Genomic DNA, 18,486 nt, shown 5'->3' on the forward strand with positions numbered 1-18,486 from the left:
GGCATGCCCACACCGACCGCCCCGTACGACCTCACCGGCCGCTCCGCGTTCGTCACCGGAGCCGCCAGCGGCATAGGCCGTGCCACCGCCCTCCTCCTCGCCCGGGCCGGAGCCGCCGTCCACTGCGCCGACCGCGACGAACGGGGCCTCGCCGGGACCGCCTCCCTGATCTCCGAGGACGGCGGCTCCGCCACCGTCCACCCCCTCGACGTGACCGACCGGGCCGCCCTGCGCACCGCCGTCGCGGCCGCCGGGCCGCTCGACGTCGTCGCCGCCATCGCCGGGGTCATGCACACCAGCAGTGTCCTGGAGACCACGGACGAGGACCTCGACCGGATCCTGGACGTCAACTTCAAGGGAGTGCTGCGCACCTGCCAGGAGGCCGTCCGCGCCATGGTCGCCGCCGGCCGTCCCGGGTCGGTCGTCACCATGGCCTCCGGCGCCGTGGACGCCGCGCAGCCGGGACTGCTCTGCTACAGCGCCGCCAAGGCCGCGGTGGTGCAGCTGACCCGGACCCTGGCCACCGAGTGCGGCCCGCACGGAATCCGCGTCAACGCCGTCGCGCCGGGGTGGATCCGCACCCCCATGACCGGCCGCCACGGCCCCGAGGAGCAGCGCCGGACCGAGGCCGCCATGGTCCGCATGGCGCCGCTGCGCCGCGTCGGGGAACCCGAGGACATCGCCCAGGCCGTGCTCTACCTGGCCTGCGACGCCTCGTCCTTCATGACGGGCCAGATTCTGCGCCCGAACGGCGGGGTGTCGATGCCCTGGTAGCGCCCGCCCCGGACCGCGCCCGGCCGTCCCGGCGCACGGGTCCGGGCACGCAGTGCACCGGCAGCAGCCCCAGGCCCCAGCCGCCGACCGCCACCGCGCCCTCCACGGGGCCCGCCTCGGCCGGCGCCAGCGCGAGCCTCAGTACGGCCCACCACCACGGCACCGCCACCACCAGGGCGAGGAGCACCGGGACAGGTATGCGCAGCAACCGCCGCACGGCCACCTCCCAGGGGGCAGGTTCCCCGACGGGCCCATCCTCCCGCACCCTCCCCGCGCCCGCACCCAGAACGCCCGCCACCAGCCCCACGGGGGACCGGGCCTTCCGGACGCCCCCGGAACGGCAAGGAGCCCCGGCCGGTGCTCGACGCACCTTCCGGGGCTCCCGCCACGCTCACATACCGACGGCACGCTCAAGCGGCTACGACGTTCACCGCTTCCACGGGTGCCTTGATGGTCACCCGCTCCGGTCCGCCCGTGACCGAGGCCACGGAGACCGAATTGAGCATCGGGCGCACCGGTGCCGGCACCGGTTCGCTTGCGGCGGCCGACTGCGCGAGCTCCGCCAGCGACAGCTCGTCACTGACTTCGCGCATCAGCTCGGACATCCGTACGTCCAGCGCGTCGCAGATCGCGGAGAGCAGCTCGGAGGATGCCTCCTTCTGCCCCCGCTCCACCTCGGAGAGATAGCCGAGCGAAACTCGGGCGGACGAGGAGACTTCGCGCAGAGTACGGCCCTGGCGCTGGCGCTGCCGACGCAGCACGTCACCCAGCAGGCGACGGAGCAGAATCATCGGTGGCTCCCTCCTCTGACCGTGTAGCCGTAACCTTCACGCCCCACCGTACCGCCTCGCGCCGCGGCCGTGCGGGGAGCGATGTCGTGTTCACTCAGGGCTGCAAACATCAAATCCCCCCGTCCTGTTCCGTATCCTGCCCCCGCAGATTCTCGCGGAGTTCGCTCGAGAGGAGTTCGAGCACTGTCCGTGCGCTTTCCCTACGGATTTCCGCACGGGAGCCGTTCAACCGCAGCCGGGCCGTTTTCCTGCCCGCCGGGCCCGCCACGGCGATGAAAACGGTGCCCACCGGCTGGCCGTCCTGGGGGTCGGGTCCGGCCACGCCGGTCGTCGCGATCCCCCACGAGGCACCCATCACCCGCCGCACCCCGGCGGCCATCTCCTCCGCGACCTGCGCGTTCACCGCGCCTTCGGCCGCGAGCAGTTCCGCGTCCACCCCGAGGACGCGGTGCTTGAGCTCCGTGGCGTACGCCGTCACCGAACCGCGGAAGGCGCGCGAGGCCCCCGGCACCGCCGTCAGCTCCGACGCCACCATTCCGCCGGTCAGCGACTCCGCCACCGCCAGGGTCTGGTCACTCTCCGCGAGCAACCGCAGCACGTCTTCGGCCACCGCCGCCGCGCCCGCGCCGCCTTCCGGCGGTTCCGCGGCCCCCGGCGCCTCCCCCGCCCCGTGTGTCACTTCGCGGTCCGCTCCGCGGCCAGACCGGCCCGGCGCAGCACCACGGCCTGCCGGATGTAATCCAAACCGGTGACGACGGTCAGCACCACGGCGACGGCCATCACCCAGAACCGCAGGGTCGCCAGCGGTCCGGTCAGCGCGAGGACGTACATGCCCACCGCCGTTCCCTGGGCCAGGGTCTTCAGCTTGCCGCCCCGGCTCGCCGGGATCACCCCGTACCGGATCACCCAGAACCGCATCAGCGTGATCCCGAGCTCGCGCCCGAGGATCACCCCGGTCACCCACCAGGGCAGGTCACCCAGCCAGGACAGACACACGAGCGCCGACCCCATGATCGCCTTGTCGGCGATGGGGTCGGCGATCTTCCCGAAGTCCGTGACCAGGTCGTACGTCCTCGCCAGGTGTCCGTCGAAGATGTCCGTGATCATGGCGACGGCGAAGGCCGCCCAGGCCAGCGCCCGCCAGACGGGGTCGTAGCCCCCGTCGGCGAGCAGCAGCAGGACGAATCCCGGCACGAGGACGAGCCGGATCATCGTCAGGATGTTGGCGATGTTCCACAGGCTGGCCTGGTTGACGGCCGCAGTCCCGAGCTTCGTGCCGGGCGCGGGCCGGCGGCCGGTCCCGCCCGCCGCCGATGCCGGGACTCCGGTCATCCGGCCGCCTCCTCGAGTTCCACGCCCAGGGGCTCGGCGACGAGGTCGACGCCCAGGGTCCCGACCACCTTGGCGGTGACGATGCGCCCGGGGACCAGGCCGGCGCCGTCGGTGAAGACGACCTGCCCGTCGGTCTCGGGGGCCTGGTGCGCGGCACGCCCGTAGGCGCCCTCGCCGTCCTCCGCCTCGTCGAGCGGGACGACCGTCTCCACGAGCACCTCGAGGGTCTCGCCGATCCGCTCCTCCGCGCGCTGCGAGGTCAGCTCCTCGGCGAGCCGCTGCATGTGCGCGAGCCGCTCGGCGATGGTGTCCTCGTCCAGCTTGCCGTCGTAGCCGGCGGCCTCGGTGCCGTCCTCGTCGGAGTAGCCGAAGACGCCGATGGCGTCGAGCCGCGCGTGGGTGAGGAAACGCTCCAGCTCGGCGAAGTCCGACTCCTTCTCACCGGGGAAGCCGACGATGAAGTTGGACCGGACGCCGGCCTGCGGGGCCTTGGAGCGGATGGTGTCCAGCAGCTCCAGGAAGCGGTCGGTGTCGCCGAAGCGGCGCATGGCGCGCAGCACGTCGGGGGCCGAGTGCTGGAAGGACAGGTCGAAGTAGGGCACGACCTTGGGGGTGGAGGTGAGCACGTCGATCAGCCCGGGCCGCATTTCGGCGGGCTGGAGGTAGCTGACGCGGACGCGCTCGATGCCGTCGACGGCGGCCAGCTCGGGCAGCAGGGTCTCCAGCAGGCGGATGTCGCCCAGGTCCTTGCCGTACGAGGTGTTGTTCTCGGAGACCAGCATGATCTCCTTGACGCCCTGCTCCGCGAGCCAGCGCGTCTCGCCCAGCACGTCGCTGGGGCGGCGCGAGATGAAGGAGCCGCGGAAGGACGGGATGGCGCAGAAGGAGCAGCGGCGGTCACAGCCGGAGGCGAGCTTCACGGAGGCGACCGGGCTCTTGTCCAGGCGGCGGCGCAGCGGCGCGCGCGGCCCGGAGGCGGGCGCGAGCCCGTCCGGCAGGTCGGCGGGGGCCGGCGCGGGCTCCTCGGGGGCCGCCTGCGCGTGGCCGGGCAGCGCCACGGCGGCGCTCTGGCGCTCGGCCGGGCTGATCGGCAGCAGCTGGCGCCGGTCGCGGGGGGTGTGCGCCTCGACGCTGCCACCGCTGAGGATGGTCTGGAGGCGGTTGGAGATGTCGGCGTAGTCGTCGAAGCCGAGGACCCCGTCGGCCTCGGGGAGCGCCTCGGCGAGTTCCTTGCCGTAGCGCTCGGCCATGCAGCCGACGGCGACGACGGCCTGGGTCTTGCCGTGATCCTTGAGATCGTTGGCTTCCAGCAGGGCGTCTACGGAGTCCTTCTTGGCGGCTTCGACGAAGCCGCAGGTGTTGACGACGGCTACGTCCGCGTCGGCGGCGTCCTCGACGAGCTCCCAGCCATCCGCCGCCAAGCGGCCTGCGAGCTCCTCCGAGTCCACCTCGTTACGGGCGCAGCCAAGAGTGACAAGGGCGACGGTACGGCGTTCGGGCATGGACTCAAGACTACTTCGTCCCGGCGCCGGCCCCCGCCCACGTCCCCCCACGACAAGATCCCCGGGGCCGGCGGCGGCCGCCGCGCGGGATCCCGGGGATCTGGAATTTTCTATTCCGTGCTGGTCAGCCCGCCTGGGCCTGCCCCTGGCGCGGGTCGTCCTTGGTGTAGGTGAGACGTTCGACCTGTCCCGACTCGAACCTCTCCTTGATCTCCTTGCCGTTCACGAACAGCTTGACGGCTCCGGCGTCACCGAGGACGAGGTCCACGGACTCCTTGTCCGTGAAGGTCTTCGACTCGCCCTGCGCGAGGGTGCCGTCGAAGAGGAGCCGGCCGGTGCTGTCCTTCGCGGAGATCCAGCTCTCGCCGACGTCGGCCGTCAGGACGACGGTGACGACGCCCTTCGGAGCGACGGCGATGGCGCTGTCCTCGGGCTTGGGCTTGGTGGCCTGGGGGCTCGGGGCGGCCGGCTGCTTGCCCGCGGACTGCTTGGGCGCGGGCTTCGGGGAGGCGGAACCTTCCGCCACCGGCCGTTTGGCCGACTCGTCATCACCGCCGCCGAAGGCGGTGAAGCCCACGAAGCCGATGACCGCGACGATGGCGGCGACCATGGCGGCGGTCCAGTTGGGCCGCTGCCGCTCGGGGCGGATCCGCTCGGCTTCGAACAGGGGCGCGGCCGGAGTGGGTGCCGGCCGGCCGCCGTGGGCCGCGTCGTACCTGTCGACCAGGGGGACCGGATCGAGGTGGACGGCACGGGCGAGCGTACGGATGTGACCGCGGGCGTACACGTCGCCGCCGCACCGCGTGAAGTCGTCCTCCTCGATCGCGTGCACGATCGGGATGCGCACGCGGGTGGTGGAACTGACCTCGTCGACGGTGAGCCCGGCGGCGATCCGGGCCTTCTTCAGGGCCGTCCCGATGGACGGCTCTTCGACGGAGCGCTCGACGATGCGGTCCTCGGACCGGTCCTCGGACCGGACGTCGGCCGAAGTCCGCTCTTCTTCGGGGGAGTTGGATTTGCCGATGGACACAAGGGCGCCTTTCGAGCGTGTAGCCACCTGCTGGATGTCCAGTCTAGGGGGGTGACGAAAGGGTGGGGCAACCGGAGGGCCAGCTTCCTACGCCATCCGAATGGCGACGGGAACCGGCCGCCGGTGCCACCCTCAACTTGACGCACGCCCAGGGGAAACGGTTGCCGGCGGATCCGGTGACGATACGGCCACGATCCCATTCGGTCGGGTGAGACGGCCGGACCCCCGTTCTAGCGGGCCGCCCGGGGGTCCCGGACCGCGGGGTCCCCGGAGGCCCGGACGGCCCCCGGTGCCCTGGGCCGTCTCTTTCGGATCTTGCCGGTCAAGCCCGCGTCGTCCGGTGCCGTGCATCGCAAGGCGGAGAGGCTCCCGATCACTGGACGTCCTCGGGTGCCTCGACAACGCGGCGAGGTGCGGTGCCGGGCGACGCGGGTCAGGCAAGATCCGGAAGAGACGGCCTACGGGGCCTCCTCGCCGCGGATGACGGCGAGCACCCCGTCGAGCTCGTCGGGCTTGACCAGCACGTCGCGCGCCTTGGAGCCCTCGCTCGGCCCGACGACCCCCCGGGACTCCATCAGGTCCATGAGCCGCCCCGCCTTGGCGAAGCCCACCCGCAGCTTGCGCTGGAGCATCGAGGTGGAGCCGAACTGGGTGGAGACCACCAGCTCCGCCGCCTGGCACAGCAGGTCCAGGTCGTCGCCGATCTCCTCGTCGATCTCCTTCTTCTGCTTCTGCCCCACCGTGACGTCGTCCCGGAAGACCGGCGCCATCTGGTCCTTGCAGTGCTGGACGATCCCGGCGATCTCGTCCTCGGTCACGAAGGCGCCCTGGAGGCGGACCGGCTTGTTCGCGCCCATCGGCAGGAACAGTCCGTCACCCTTGCCGATCAGCTTCTCGGCGCCGGGCTGGTCCAGGATGACCCGGCTGTCCGCGAGGGAGGAGGTCGCGAAGGCCAGCCGCGAGGGCACGTTCGCCTTGATCAGACCGGTCACCACGTCCACCGAGGGCCGCTGGGTGGCGAGCACCAGGTGGATGCCGGCCGCGCGGGCCAGCTGGGTGATGCGGACGATCGAGTCCTCGACGTCGCGCGGGGCCACCATCATCAGGTCCGCGAGCTCGTCGACGATCACCAGCAGGTACGGGTAGGGGCTGAGCTCCCGTTCGCTGCCCGGCGGCAGCTTGATCTTGCCGTCCCGGATGGCCTGGTTGAAGTCGTCGATGTGCCGGTAGCCGAAGGCGGCCAGGTCGTCGTAGCGCAGGTCCATCTCGCGCACGACCCACTGGAGGGCCTCGGCGGCCCGCTTGGGATTGGTGATGATCGGCGTGATCAGGTGCGGGATGCCCTCGTACGCTGTCAGCTCCACCCGCTTGGGGTCCACCAGGACCATCCGGACGTCCTCCGGGGTGGCCCGCACCATGATCGAGGTGATCAGGCAGTTGATGCAGGAGGACTTGCCGGAGCCGGTCGCGCCCGCGACCAGGACGTGCGGCATCTTGGCGAGGTTGGCCATCACGTAGCCGCCCTCGACGTCCTTGCCGAGCGCGACCAGCATGGGGTGGTCGTCCTCGGCGGCGTCCGCGAGCCGCAGGACGTCCCCCAGGTTGACCATCTCGCGGTCGGTGTTCGGGATCTCGATGCCCACGGCCGACTTGCCCGGGATCGGGCTGATGATCCGTACGTCCGGGGAGGCCACGGCGTAGGCGATGTTCTTCGCCAGCGCCGTGATGCGCTCGACCTTCACCGCCGCGCCGAGCGTCACCTCGTAGCGCGTGACCGTCGGGCCCCGGGTGAAGCCGGTGACCTGCGCGTCCACCTTGAACTCGGTGAACACGTTCGTCAGCGCGGCCACCACCGCGTCGTTGGCGGCGCTGCGGGTCTTGCCCGGGCCGCCCTTCTCCAGCAGGTCCAGCGAGGGCAGTGCGTACGTGATGTCCCCGCGCAGCTGCAGCTGTTCGGCGCGCGGCGGCAGCGGCTCGGCCCGCGGCGGCGCCTTCGTCAGGTCCGGCACCGACAGCGTCCCGGACGCCGCGGCGGTGCGCTCCTGCGGCAGGCCGGAATCGTCCGCCGCAGCCGCGGCCGGCGCGGGAGCGGGGACGGGCCGCCCCTCCCGGGCGGGCGGCACCGGAGCGGTGACCTCCGCCCCCTCCTCCCGGGCGGCGATGCCCTGGGTGAGGTCGGCGACCAGCGGGTTCGGCGGCAGCCCTCCGTAGACCACCCCGTCGAGCGCGGCCGCGGCCGCCGCGGCCACGTCGACGGCGTCCGGTTCCCGCTCACCCGGCCGCGCGGTGCTCCGCCGGGGCCGGCGCCGCCGGGCCAGGGCCGCTTCCTCGGCCCCGTCCACCGCGCCGCCGGTGCCGCCGGCGCGGGCCTGCCACTGCTCCGCGTCATGGCGGCCGGGCCGACCGGCGCCCTCGTGCTCCCCGTACCCCTCGTCGTACGCGTTGGGCTGGACGATCCCCAGCCGGATCCCCAGGCTGCGCAGCCGCTGCGGGATCGCGGCGACGGGGGTGGCGGTGACCACCAGCAGCCCGAAGACCGTCAGCAGCACCAGCATGGGCACGGCCAGCGGCGCCCCCATGGTGAAGATCAGCGGCTTGGAGGCGCCCCAGCCGATCAGCCCGCCCGCGTTCTGCATGGCGGTGGTGCCCTCGTCCCGGCCGGGCGCCCCGCAGGCGATGTGCACCAGCCCGAGGACGCCGATGGCGAGGGCGGACAGGCCGATCCCGATGCGCCCGTTGGCGTCGGTCTGCTCGGGATGGCGGATGAGGCGTACCGCCATGACCCCGAGCAGGACCGGCACCAGCAGGTCCAGCCGCCCGAAGGCCCCGGTGACCAGCATCGTGACCAGATCGCCGACGGGCCCGCTCAGGTTCGACCAGGTTCCGGCGGCGACGATCAGCGCGAGGGCGAGCAGCAGCAGCGCCACCCCGTCCTTGCGGTGGGCCGGATCCAGGTTCCTGGCCCCCTGGCCGAGCCCGCGGAAGAGCCCGCCGACCGCGTGCGCGACCGCGAGCCAGCACCAGCGGACCAGCCGCACCACTCCCCCGGTCGGCGACGGCGCCGGCTTGGCGGCGGCCTTCTTCGCCGGGGCACGCCTGGCCGCGGCGGCCTTCTTCGCGGGGGGCTTACGCGGGGCCGCCTTCTTGGCCGGCTCCGTCGTACGGCCGGTGCGGCCCTTCGCGGTGCCCGCCGTGCTCTGGGAACCCTTGCCGGACGTACGTGAGGCCATGGGCCCGAGGTTACCCGGGCGCACGCCGGTGGACACGCGTGCCCACCCCTTCACCCGTTCGTGTCGCCCCGGCGGACGGCACTCTGACTGGGCGACAGCTGACGGACACGCAGCGGCCCTTCTCGGCGGGCCGTTTCCCACCGTACGGCGGGGCGGCCGGCGGCCCGCGCCTCAGCTCTGCGCGGGCAGGACCGGCGCTCCGCCGCTGGCTCCGGGCTCCAGCGCGTCCAGGGCCCGCCGCAGCCCGGTCAGCTTCCGCTCCAGGTGGGCGGCCGTCGCCACCACCCCGGCGTCCGCCGCGTCCTCGCCGAGCTGCTTGGTCAGCGCCTCGGCCTGTTCCTCGACCGCCGCCAGCCGCGCGGAGAGCTCGGCCAGCAGTCCGGCGGTCTCCGTGCCGCCGTCGCCGTTCGTACCGCCGCCCTCCAGCTGGAGACGCAGCAGGGCCGCCTGCTCCCGCAGCTGGCAGTTCTTGGTGTAGAGCTCGACGAACACGGAGACCTTGGCGCGCAGGACCCACGGATCGAACGGCTTGGAGATGTAGTCCACCGCCCCCGCCGCGTAACCGCGGAAGGTGTGGTGCGGACCGTGGTTGATCGCGGTGAGGAAGATGATCGGGATGTCCCGGGTCCGTTCGCGCCGCTTGATGTGCGCGGCCGTTTCGAATCCGTCCATGCCCGGCATCTGGACATCCAGCAGGATGACCGCGAAATCGTCCGTCAGCAGCGCCTTGAGCGCTTCCTCCCCCGACGACGCCCGGACCAGTGTCTGATCGAGCGCGGAGAGGATGGCCTCCAGCGCCAGCAGATTCTCCGGCCGGTCGTCGACCAGGAGGATCTTGGCCTTCTGCACCATGCCCTGTCCTCCTCGCCCCGGCATGGGGCCTCCCCGGCTCCTGGCACCGGCGTGCGCGCCGGGCCCCGCCCCAGAGGACGGCATCCTTGCGCCGTCCGTCCTTGTGCCGGTCATCGTAGCCCCAGTCCCGAGATCGCCACACCCTGTCACCAAGATGTCACTGTGCACGTAGCGGAAACGTGAGGAGAGGCCCAAAGGTTCCCCTCCCGGCCTCCCCCGCGTCCCGCACTCCGATCAGTTTCCGCGCATGTGCTGTTCCATGACCGTCAGCAGGTAGTCGGGCTCGACCGGCTTCGTGACGTAGTCGGAAGCACCGGAGTCGATGGCCTTCTCCCGGTCCCCCTTCATCGCCTTGGCCGTCAGCGCGATGATCGGCAGCCCCGCGAACTGCGGCATCCGCCGGATCGCCGCGGTCGTCGCGTACCCGTCCATCTCCGGCATCATGATGTCCATCAGCACCACCGCCACGTCGTCGTGCTGCTCCAGGACCTCGATGCCCTCCCGGCCGTTCTCCGCGTACAGCACCGCCAGCCCGTGCTGCTCGAGCACGCTCGTCAGCGCGAAGACGTTCCGCACGTCGTCGTCCACGATCAGCACCCGCTCGCCGTGGAAGTCGTACGTGCGGGGCGCCACCGGCAGCGGCTCCTCCACGTCCCACGCCTCGCCCTCGGACTGCCCCGGCACCTCGGTGCGCGGCCCCGGCCCCGTCAGCGGCTTGCGCCGCCGCCGGAACAGCGCCGACGAGCTGGGAGCGGCCGCCTCCGCCACCGGCGGCGCCTGCTGGGACTCGAGTGCCCCCAGCGGCGCCGGCAGCGCCGCGGGCAGCGGCTGCACGGCGAACGGCTCCTCCTCCGCCGCCCTGCGGTACTCCCCGCGCGCCCCGCCGGGCGTCGGCGCGGCGTACCCCTGCGGCGGCAGCTCGCTCGGGTGCAGCGGCAGGTACAGCGTGAAGGTCGACCCGCGGCCGGGCTCGCTGGCCGCGTGGATCTCCCCGCCCAGCAGCCGGGCGATCTCCCGGCTGATGGACAGGCCCAGGCCCGTACCGCCGTACTTGCGGCTGGTGGTGCCGTCGGCCTGCTTGAACGCCTCGAAGATCACCAGCATCTTGCTCGCCGCGATCCCGATCCCCGTGTCCGTCACGGAGAAGGCGATCAGGTCGGCGTCCGCGTCGCGCAGCGATCCCGCCTCCAGCAGCTGCTCCCGGATGGCCGTCGGCACGTCCGCCCCGGCCGGCCGGATCACCAGCTCCACCGCCCCGTTGTCGGTGAACTTCACCGCGTTCGACAGCAGGTTGCGCAGCACCTGGAGCAGCCGCTGCTCGTCGGTGTGCAGCGTCGCGGGCAGCTCCGGGGAGACCCGTACCGAGAAGTCCAGCCCCTTCTCCGCGGTCAGCGGCCGGAAGGTGGCCTCCACGTAGTCCACGAGCTGGACCAGCGCGATCCGCGTCGGCGAGACGTCCATCTTCCCCGCCTCGACCTTCGACAGGTCGAGGATGTCGTTGATCAGCTGGAGCAGGTCCGAGCCCGCGCCGTGGATGGTCTCCGCGAACTCCACCTGCTTCGGCGAGAGGTTCTCGTCCGCGTTGTCGGCGAGCAGCTTCGCCAGGATCAGCAGCGAGTTCAGCGGGGTGCGCAGCTCGTGCGACATGTTCGCGAGGAACTCGCTCTTGTACCGCATCGAGACGGCGAGCTGCTCGGCCCGCTCCTCCAGGACCTGCCGGGCCTCCTCGATCTCGGTGTTCTTCACCTCGATGTCCCGGTTCTGCTGGGCCAGCAGCTCGGCCTTCTCCTCCAGTTCGGCGTTGGCGGCCTGGAGGGCCTTCTGCCGGTTCTCCAGTTCGTCGGAACGCTCGCGCAGCTGCTCGGTCATCTCCTGCGACTGCTTGAGCAGCATCTCCGTCTTGGAGTTCACGGAGATGGTGTTGACGCTCGTACCGATCATCTCGGCGATCTGGCTCAGGAAGTCCTTCTGGATCTGCGTGAACCCCGTGAACGACGCCAGCTCGATGACGCCGAGCACCTTCCCCTCGAACAGCACCGGCAGCACGATCACGTGCGCCGGCGGCGCCTCGCCCAGCCCCGAGGAGATCTTCAGGTATCCGGGCGGGGTGTTCTCGACGAGGATCGTCCGCTTCTCCTCGGCGACCGTGCCGATCAGCCCCTCGCCCGGCCGGAAGGAAAGGGGCATCTGGGCACCCGCGTACGCGTAACTCCCGCGCATCCGCAGCTCGTACGCGCCCTCCGCGCCGCCGTCCGTCCCGATCTCGCTGGTCCCGCCCGCCGGGACGGCGAGGAAGAACGCCCCGTGCTGCGCGGAGACCACCGGCGTCAGCTCGCTCATGATCAGCGAGGCCACGTCGTCCAGGTCCCGGCGGCCCTGCATCAGGGCCGAGATCCGTGCGAGGTTGCCCTTGAGCCAGTCCTGCTCCTTGTTGGCCAGGGTGGTGTCGCGGAGGTTCACGATCATCGTGTTGATGTTGTCCTGGAGCACCTGGATCTCGCCCGCCGCGTCCACGTCGACCTTCAGGCTCAGGTCGCCGCGGGTGACCGCGGTGGCCACGGCCGCGATCGCGCGCACCTGCCGGGTGAGGTTGCCGGCCATCTCGTTCACGGACTCGGTGAGGTCCCGCCAGGTGCCGTCGACGTCGCGCACCCGCGCCTGGCCGCCGAGGATGCCCTCGGTACCCACCTCGCGCGCCACCCGCGTCACCTGGTCGGCGAAGGAGGACAGCTGGTCGACCATCGTGTTGATGGTCGTCTTCAGCTCCAGGATCTCCCCCCGCGCGTCGATGTCGATCTTCTTGGTCATGTCGCCCTTGGCGATGGCGGTCGTGACCATGGCGATCTGCCGCACCTGCCCGGTGAGGTTGGACGCCATGAAGTTCACCGAGTCGGTGAGGTCCTTCCACGTCCCGGAGACCCCGGGGACGTGCGCCTGGCCGCCCAGGCGCCCCTCCGTGCCCACCTCGCGGGCCACCCGCGTGACCTCGTCCGCGAACGAGGACAGGGTCTTCACCATCGTGTTGACGGTGTCCGCGAGCTGCGCGACCTCGCCGCGCGCCTCGACGGTGACCTTCTTCGTCAGATCGCCGTTGGCGACGGCCGCCGACACCTGCGCGATCCCGCGCACCTGCGCCGTCAGGTTCCCGGCCATGGTGTTGACGTTGTCGCTGAGGTCCTTCCAGATGCCGGTGACCCCGCGCACCCGTGCCTGGCCGCCGAGGATGCCCTCGGTGCCCACCTCGCGCGCCACCCGCGTCACCTGCTCCGCGAACGACGACAGCTGGTCCACCATCGTGTTGACCGTGGTGACCAGCTCCAGGATCTCGCCCTTGGCGTCGACCGTGATCTTCTTGGAGAGGTCGCCCATGGCGACGGCGGTGGTCACCTCGGCGATGTTGCGCACCTGCGAGGTCAGGTTGTTCGCCATGAAGTTGACGGACTGGGTGAGGTCCTTCCAGGTGCCCGAGACGCCCTTGACCTCGGCCTGACCGCCCAGGATGCCCTCGGTGCCCACCTCGCGGGCCACCCGCGTGACCTGCTCGGCGAAGTTCGACAGCTGGTCGACCATCGTGTTCAGGGTGTTCTTCAGCTCCAGGATCTCGCCCCGGGCGTCCACGTCGATCTTCTGCGACAGGTCGCCGCGCGCCACCGCCGTCGCGACCTGCGCGATGTTGCGGACCTGCGAGGTCAGGTTCCCGGCCATGCCGTTGACGGAGTCCGTCAGGTCCCGCCACACCCCGGCCACGCCGGGCACCTGCGCCTGGCCGCCCAGGCGGCCCTCCGTACCCACGTCCCGGGCCACCCGGGTCACCTGCTCCGCGAAGGCGGAGAGCTGGTCGACCATCGTGTTGATGGTGTTCTTCAGCTCCAGGATCTCGCCCCGGGCGTCCACGTCGATCTTCTGCGACAGGTCGCCGCGCGCCACCGCCGTCGTCACCTGGGCGATCTGGCGCACCTGCGAGGTCAGGTTCCCGGCCATGAAGTTGACGGAGTCGGTGAGCTCCTTCCAGGTGCCGGAGACCCCCTCGACCCGGGCCTGGCCGCCGAGCCTGCCCTCCGTGCCCACGTCCCGCGCCATCCGCGTGACCTGGTCGGCGAAGGAGGACAGCTGGTCCACCATCGTGTTCACGGTGTTCTTCAGCTGGAGCATCTCGCCGGAGACGTCCACCGTGACCTTCTGGGACAGGTCGCCGTTGGCGACCGCCGTGGTCACCTGCGCGATGTTGCGCACCTGCCCGGTGAGGTTGCGGAAGGCGGTGTTCACCGAGTCGGTGAGGTCCTTCCAGGTGCCGGCCGCCCCCGGCACCTGCGCCTGCCCGCCCAGCTCGCCCTCGACGCCGACCTCACGGGCCACGCGCGTCACTTCGGCACCGAACGACTGGAGCTGGTCGACCATCGTGTTGACGGTGTTCTTCAGCTCCAGCATCTCGCCGGCCACATCGACCGTGACCTTCTGCGACAGGTCGCCGTTGGCCACGGCGGTCGTCACCTGCGCGATGTCACGCACCTGCGTGGTGAGGTTGCGGAAGACCGTGTTCACCGAGTCGGTGAGGTCCTTCCAGGTACCGGCCGCCCCCGGCACCTGCGCCTGCCCGCCGAGGAGGCCCTTCGCACCGACCTCGCTGGCCACGCGCGTGACCTCGTCCGCGAAGGTCCTCAGGGTCTCCGTCATCTGGTTGATCGTTTCGGCCAGCTGCGCGACCTCGCCGCGCGCGCTGACCCGCACCTTCTGCGACAGGTCGCCGTTCGCGACGGCCGTCGTCACCTGCGCGATCCCCCGCACCTGCGCCGTCAGGTTCCCCGCCATCGTGTTGACGGAGTCGGTCAGGTCCTTCCACACGCCCGCGACCCCGGGCACCTTCGCCTGGCCGCCCAGCTCGCCCTCCGTGCCCACCTCCCGGGCGACCCGCGTCACCTCGGAGGAGAACGAGGACAGCTGGTCCACCATGGTGTTCACGGTGTTCTTCAGCTGGAGCATCTCGCCGGCCACGTGCACCGTGACCTTGCGCGACAGGTCGCCCTTCGCGACCGCCGTCGTCACGAGCGCGATGTCACGCACCTGCGCGGTGAGCCGGTACGCCATCGTGTTGACGGAGTCGGTCAGGTCCTTCCACGAACCCGACATCCCCCGCACCTGGGCCTGACCGCCCAGCTTGCCCTCGGTACCGACCTCCAGCGCCACCCGCGTCACCTCGTCGGTGAACGCCGACAGCTGGTCGACCAGGTTGTTGACCGTACGCCCGACCTTCAGGAACTCCCCGCGCAGCGGATGCCCCGCCCCGTCCGACGTCTGCGTCCGCAGGTCCATCCGCTGGTCGAGATCGCCCTCGGCCACCGCCGACAGCACGCGGCCCACTTCGGACACCGGCCGGGCCAGATCGTCCACCAGCTGGTTCGACGCGTCGATCGCGGCCGCCCAGGAGCCCTCGCAGGCCCCCGTCTCCAGCCGCTCGCTCAGCTTGCCCTCGCGGCCCACCGTACGCCGGACCCGGGACAGTTCCCCGGTCAAGTGCAGATTGCGGTCGGCGACCTCGTTGTAGACGGCGGCGATCTCCGCCATCACGCCCTCGCCGGACACCGTCAGCCGCTTGCGGAAGTTGCCGTCCCGCATCGACACCAGGGCCGTGAGCAGGCGGTTCAGAGCGGCGGTATCGACTTCCGTCGTCCCGTTCCGCCGGGACCGCCCCCCCTTGGGGCGCGTTCCCGTACGCCGCACCGCTGCGCCAGACTCCACCGTGTCCCTCCCGAAAGGGTCGACCGCTGTTCCACCGGACGCCGACCGTCCAAGAGCCGGCTCTCCAAGCCTGCCCAGTGTTTCACCCTGGCCGAACCCGGCGATAACACTTCGGCACCATCGCACACCCGCCGCACCCTCAGGGTGGAATCCCGTACGACGGCTCCTGGCGACCGCGAAGGTAAGTAACCTGGCATCCGATGTCCAACCGCGTCGAAGGAGACTTGTGATCACGGCACGGGCGGCTGCCACTTTCGACCCTCAAGGGCGGTCGGTCGCCGCCGCCCGCGCGTTCGTGCGCGACACCCTGCAGGGCTGGGGCTTCGCGGACATCGTCGACGACGCGGTGGTGCTGACCAGCGAGCTCGTGACCAACGCCGTGGTGCACGCCGGAACCAGGGCCGAGGTCCTGTGCCTGCGCGCCGAGGGCGGCGTACGCGTCGAGGTCGGCGACCGCTACCCCGAGCGCGAGCTGCCGCTGCGGCACCCCGACGAGCGCCCGTACGCCGACCCCGACCGCGAGAACGGCCGCGGGCTGATGCTCTGCGCCGCCCTCGCCACCCGCTGGGGCGTCGAGTACACCGCCACCCACAAACACGTGTGGTTCCGCCTCGACCTCCCGGACCGGCCGGTCGGTACCCGCTCCGCGGGCCCCGTCGTACCGGACCAGTTCCTCCCGCTGACCGACAGCCGGGTCCGCGTCGCCGTGCTCCAGGTCGACGCCGCCGACGCCATCTCCGCCTGGAACGAGGACGCCGAGCACGTCTTCGGCTACCCCGCCGAGAAGGTCCTCGGCCGCCCCCTCGCCGAGATCGCCGCCTGGCCCCAGACCCCCGGCACCGGCACAGGCGTCGCCGAGGCCCTGCGCCTGTCCCGCTGGGAGGGCAGCTACGGCATCCGGGGCGCCGACGGCCGCGTCATCCCCGTCTACGCCTCCCACCTGCGGGTCCGCGACGCCCACGGCGAACCCTCCATCGTCTGCCTCCTCGTGCACGACGACGAGCGCGCCCTGCTCCAGACCCCCGTACGCGTCCCTTCCTCCGACGGCCAGCACGGCGACCCCCGTCCCGTCGACCCCTTCGAGGTCTTCATCGGCTCCCCGCCCCCCGACGACCTGGAGGGACTGCTCCAGCGCACCGTCGAACGGGCCCGTGACATGCTCGACGCCGACGCCGCCTTCCTGCTGCTGGCCACGGACGACGAGACCGAGCTCGAGGTGCGCGCCACCACCGGCCTGCCCTCCACCCGCCAGCGCTTCGCCCGCGTCCCCGTCGAGGCCGGCACCAGCCGCTACGGCTCCGCCCGCCTGCCCGCCGTGCACGACGACCTCGCCGTCGTACCCGGAGCCGTACCGCTCCTGGAGTCCACCGGCATGCGCTCCGTCGTCACCGTCCCCCTCAAGGTCGAGGGCCGTCTCACCGGTTCCCTCGGCGTCGCCGCGGAGGGCCCCGGCCGGTACACCAACGAGGAGGCCCTGCGCCTCCAGTTCGCCGCCGACCGCATCGCCCTCGCCGTCGAGTCCGCCCGCCTCGGCGAGCTGGAACGGCTGCGCCGCGGCTCGCTCTCCTTCCTCGTCGAGGCCTCCGACCTGCTCGCCGGCACCCTCGACCGGGACCAGACCCTGGCCCTCATGGCCCAGATGACCGTCCCGACGCTCGCCACCTGGTGCGCCGTCTACACCATCGCCGATCCGACCTCGGACCCGTACCTCGCCTACGTCCTGCACGAGGACGAGGAACGCATCGACGGCCTCAAGGCCCTCCTCTCCCGCGTCAGTCCGCCCGAGCCGGTCCGTGAGGCCGGTGCCCGCCCCTGGCCGGCGGCGACCGCCGCCGTCGGCGGGGAGACCGTCGTCCTGCCGCTCCTCGCCCGCAACCGGGTGATCGGCATGCTGACCCTCGGCAAGCCCACCGGGGAGCACTTCCGCCAGGAGATCCTCGAACTGGCCGACGACCTCTCCCGCAGGGCCGCCCTCGCCCTCGACAACGCCCGCCTCTACTCGGAGCGCACCGCCATCAGCCGCTCCCTCCAGCGCAGCCTCCTGCCGCCCGGCTCCCCCGCCATCCCCGGCATGGAGGTCGAGGTGATCTACCGCGCCGCCGGCGAGGGCAACGAGGTGGGCGGCGACTTCTACGACGTCTTCCCGATCCGCGACGGCGCGTACGGCTTCGCCATCGGAGACGTCTGCGGTACGGGCCCCGAGGCGGCGGCCGTCACCGGCCTCGCCCGCCACGCCCTGCGCCTCCTGGCCCGTGAGGGTCTCGGCGGCCCCGCGGTGCTGGAGCGGCTCAACGCGGCCATCCTCGACGAGGGCGCCCGCAGCCGCTTCCTCACCCTCCTCTACGGGGAACTGCACCCCCAGCCCGACGGCGGCGCCCTGATGAAGGTCGTCTGCGCGGGCCACCCGCTGCCGCTGCGCCTGCGCCCGGACGGCGAGGTCACCGCGGCGGCGGAACCGCAGCCGCTGCTGGGCGTGATCGACGACCTCGACCTCTACGAGCAGACCCTCACCCTCGAACCGGGTGACGTCCTGCTCTGCGTCACGGACGGCGTCACCGAACGCCGTGAGGGCACCCGGATGCTCGGCGACGACGGCCTCGCCGAGGTCCTCACCACCTGCACCGGTCTCACGGCGGGCGCCGTCGCCTCCCGCGTCCTGCGCGCGGTCGAGCGCTTCGCCGCCGAACCGGCCTCGGACGACATGGCCATCCTGGCCTTCCGCGTCCCCCAGCAGCGCGAGGGTGTCTGAGCGCCGTACGGTCGCTCCCCACGCACCGGCGCCGGCGCCCGGACGCCGCGTCGTCCAGCATGCCCGCTCGCCCTGGGCCCCGGGCTGTCGGGCCACAGGCGGGACGGGAACGCAAAAAGGCCCCCGCCAAGAGGCGGGGGCCTTTTCGTGATGTCAGAGCCCTTTAACGGAATCGAACCGTTGACCTTCTCCTTACCATGGAGACGCTCTACCGACTGAGCTAAAAGGGCGGGTTGTTCGGCGGCGTCCTACTCTCCCACAGGGTCCCCCCTGCAGTACCATCGGCGCTGAAAGGCTTAGCTTCCGGGTTCGGAATGTAACCGGGCGTTTCCCTAACGCTATGACCACCGAAACACTATGAAGTTGGAACTCAAGCCGGCAAGGCGAGTTCGTTACTTCAGAACTAACACAGTGGACGCGAGCAACTGAGGACAAGCCCTCGGCCTATTAGTACCAGTCAGCTCCACCCGTTACCGGGCTTCCACATCTG

10 protein-coding genes, 1 tRNA gene and 1 rRNA gene are annotated in these 18,486 nt (G+C 71.6%); 2 read left to right on the forward strand and 10 right to left on the reverse strand.

Annotation, left to right across the window (positions count from 1 at the left end):
- Positions 1 to 3 precede the first annotated feature (3 nt).
- On the forward strand, positions 4 to 774 hold the full coding sequence (locus ACZ514_RS14595; protein ID WP_469124841.1) for an SDR family NAD(P)-dependent oxidoreductase: 771 nt from the start codon (positions 4 to 6) through the stop codon (positions 772 to 774).
- Positions 775 to 1,184: 410 nt separating this feature from the next.
- Here the strand turns inward: ACZ514_RS14595 and ACZ514_RS14600 are convergent, their stop codons facing one another.
- The 8 genes from ACZ514_RS14600 to ACZ514_RS14635 all read right to left on the reverse strand — a co-directional run bounded on the left by ACZ514_RS14600 (position 1,185) and on the right by ACZ514_RS14635 (position 15,247).
- Entirely contained in the window at positions 1,185 to 1,565 is a 381-nt protein-coding gene (locus ACZ514_RS14600) for a helix-turn-helix domain-containing protein (protein WP_007266936.1), read from the reverse strand.
- Positions 1,566 to 1,674: 109 nt separating this feature from the next.
- Entirely contained in the window at positions 1,675 to 2,175 is a 501-nt protein-coding gene (locus ACZ514_RS14605; protein WP_468170605.1) for a CinA family protein, read from the reverse strand.
- Between the two features lie 65 nt (positions 2,176 to 2,240).
- Complete coding sequence (gene pgsA / locus ACZ514_RS14610; RefSeq protein WP_468170602.1) at positions 2,241 to 2,897, reverse strand: CDP-diacylglycerol--glycerol-3-phosphate 3-phosphatidyltransferase; 657 nt, start codon at positions 2,895 to 2,897, stop codon at positions 2,241 to 2,243.
- Complete coding sequence (gene rimO, locus ACZ514_RS14615) at positions 2,894 to 4,399, reverse strand: 30S ribosomal protein S12 methylthiotransferase RimO (RefSeq protein ID WP_468170599.1); 1,506 nt, start codon at positions 4,397 to 4,399, stop codon at positions 2,894 to 2,896. The genes pgsA and rimO overlap by 4 nt, the downstream gene beginning before the upstream one ends.
- 124 nt (positions 4,400 to 4,523) lie before the next feature.
- On the reverse strand, positions 4,524 to 5,429 hold the full coding sequence (locus tag ACZ514_RS14620; RefSeq protein WP_468170596.1) for a helix-turn-helix domain-containing protein: 906 nt from the start codon (positions 5,427 to 5,429) through the stop codon (positions 4,524 to 4,526).
- A gap of 458 nt (positions 5,430 to 5,887) precedes the next feature.
- Positions 5,888 to 8,659 (reverse strand): FtsK/SpoIIIE family DNA translocase, encoded by a 2,772-nt coding sequence (locus ACZ514_RS14625; RefSeq protein WP_469124842.1) that lies wholly within the window; start codon positions 8,657 to 8,659, stop codon positions 5,888 to 5,890.
- Between the two features lie 171 nt (positions 8,660 to 8,830).
- Positions 8,831 to 9,511, reverse strand: a complete 681-nt coding sequence (locus tag ACZ514_RS14630; protein WP_468170590.1) for a response regulator — start codon at positions 9,509 to 9,511, stop codon at positions 8,831 to 8,833.
- Between the two features lie 234 nt (positions 9,512 to 9,745).
- Positions 9,746 to 15,247 carry a HAMP domain-containing protein gene (locus ACZ514_RS14635; RefSeq protein ID WP_469124843.1) on the reverse strand — a complete coding sequence of 1,834 codons (5,502 nt, stop codon included), beginning with the start codon at positions 15,245 to 15,247 and terminating at the stop codon, positions 9,746 to 9,748.
- 226 nt (positions 15,248 to 15,473) lie between these two features.
- Here ACZ514_RS14635 and ACZ514_RS14640 point away from each other — a divergent pair, with 226 nt between their 5' ends.
- Positions 15,474 to 17,996, forward strand: a complete 2,523-nt coding sequence (locus ACZ514_RS14640) for a SpoIIE family protein phosphatase (protein WP_469124844.1) — start codon at positions 15,474 to 15,476, stop codon at positions 17,994 to 17,996.
- Positions 17,997 to 18,153: 157 nt separating this feature from the next.
- Here ACZ514_RS14640 and ACZ514_RS14645 read toward each other — a convergent pair.
- Together ACZ514_RS14645 and rrf are read right to left on the reverse strand one after the other, a co-directional pair.
- A tRNA-Thr gene (locus ACZ514_RS14645) sits at positions 18,154 to 18,226 on the reverse strand.
- A gap of 5 nt (positions 18,227 to 18,231) precedes the next feature.
- A 5S ribosomal RNA gene (rrf, locus tag ACZ514_RS14650) occupies positions 18,232 to 18,348 on the reverse strand.
- Positions 18,349 to 18,486: the final 138 nt, after the last annotated feature.

The sequence above is a fragment of the Streptomyces sp. NPDC034086 genome (assembly GCF_055575515.1).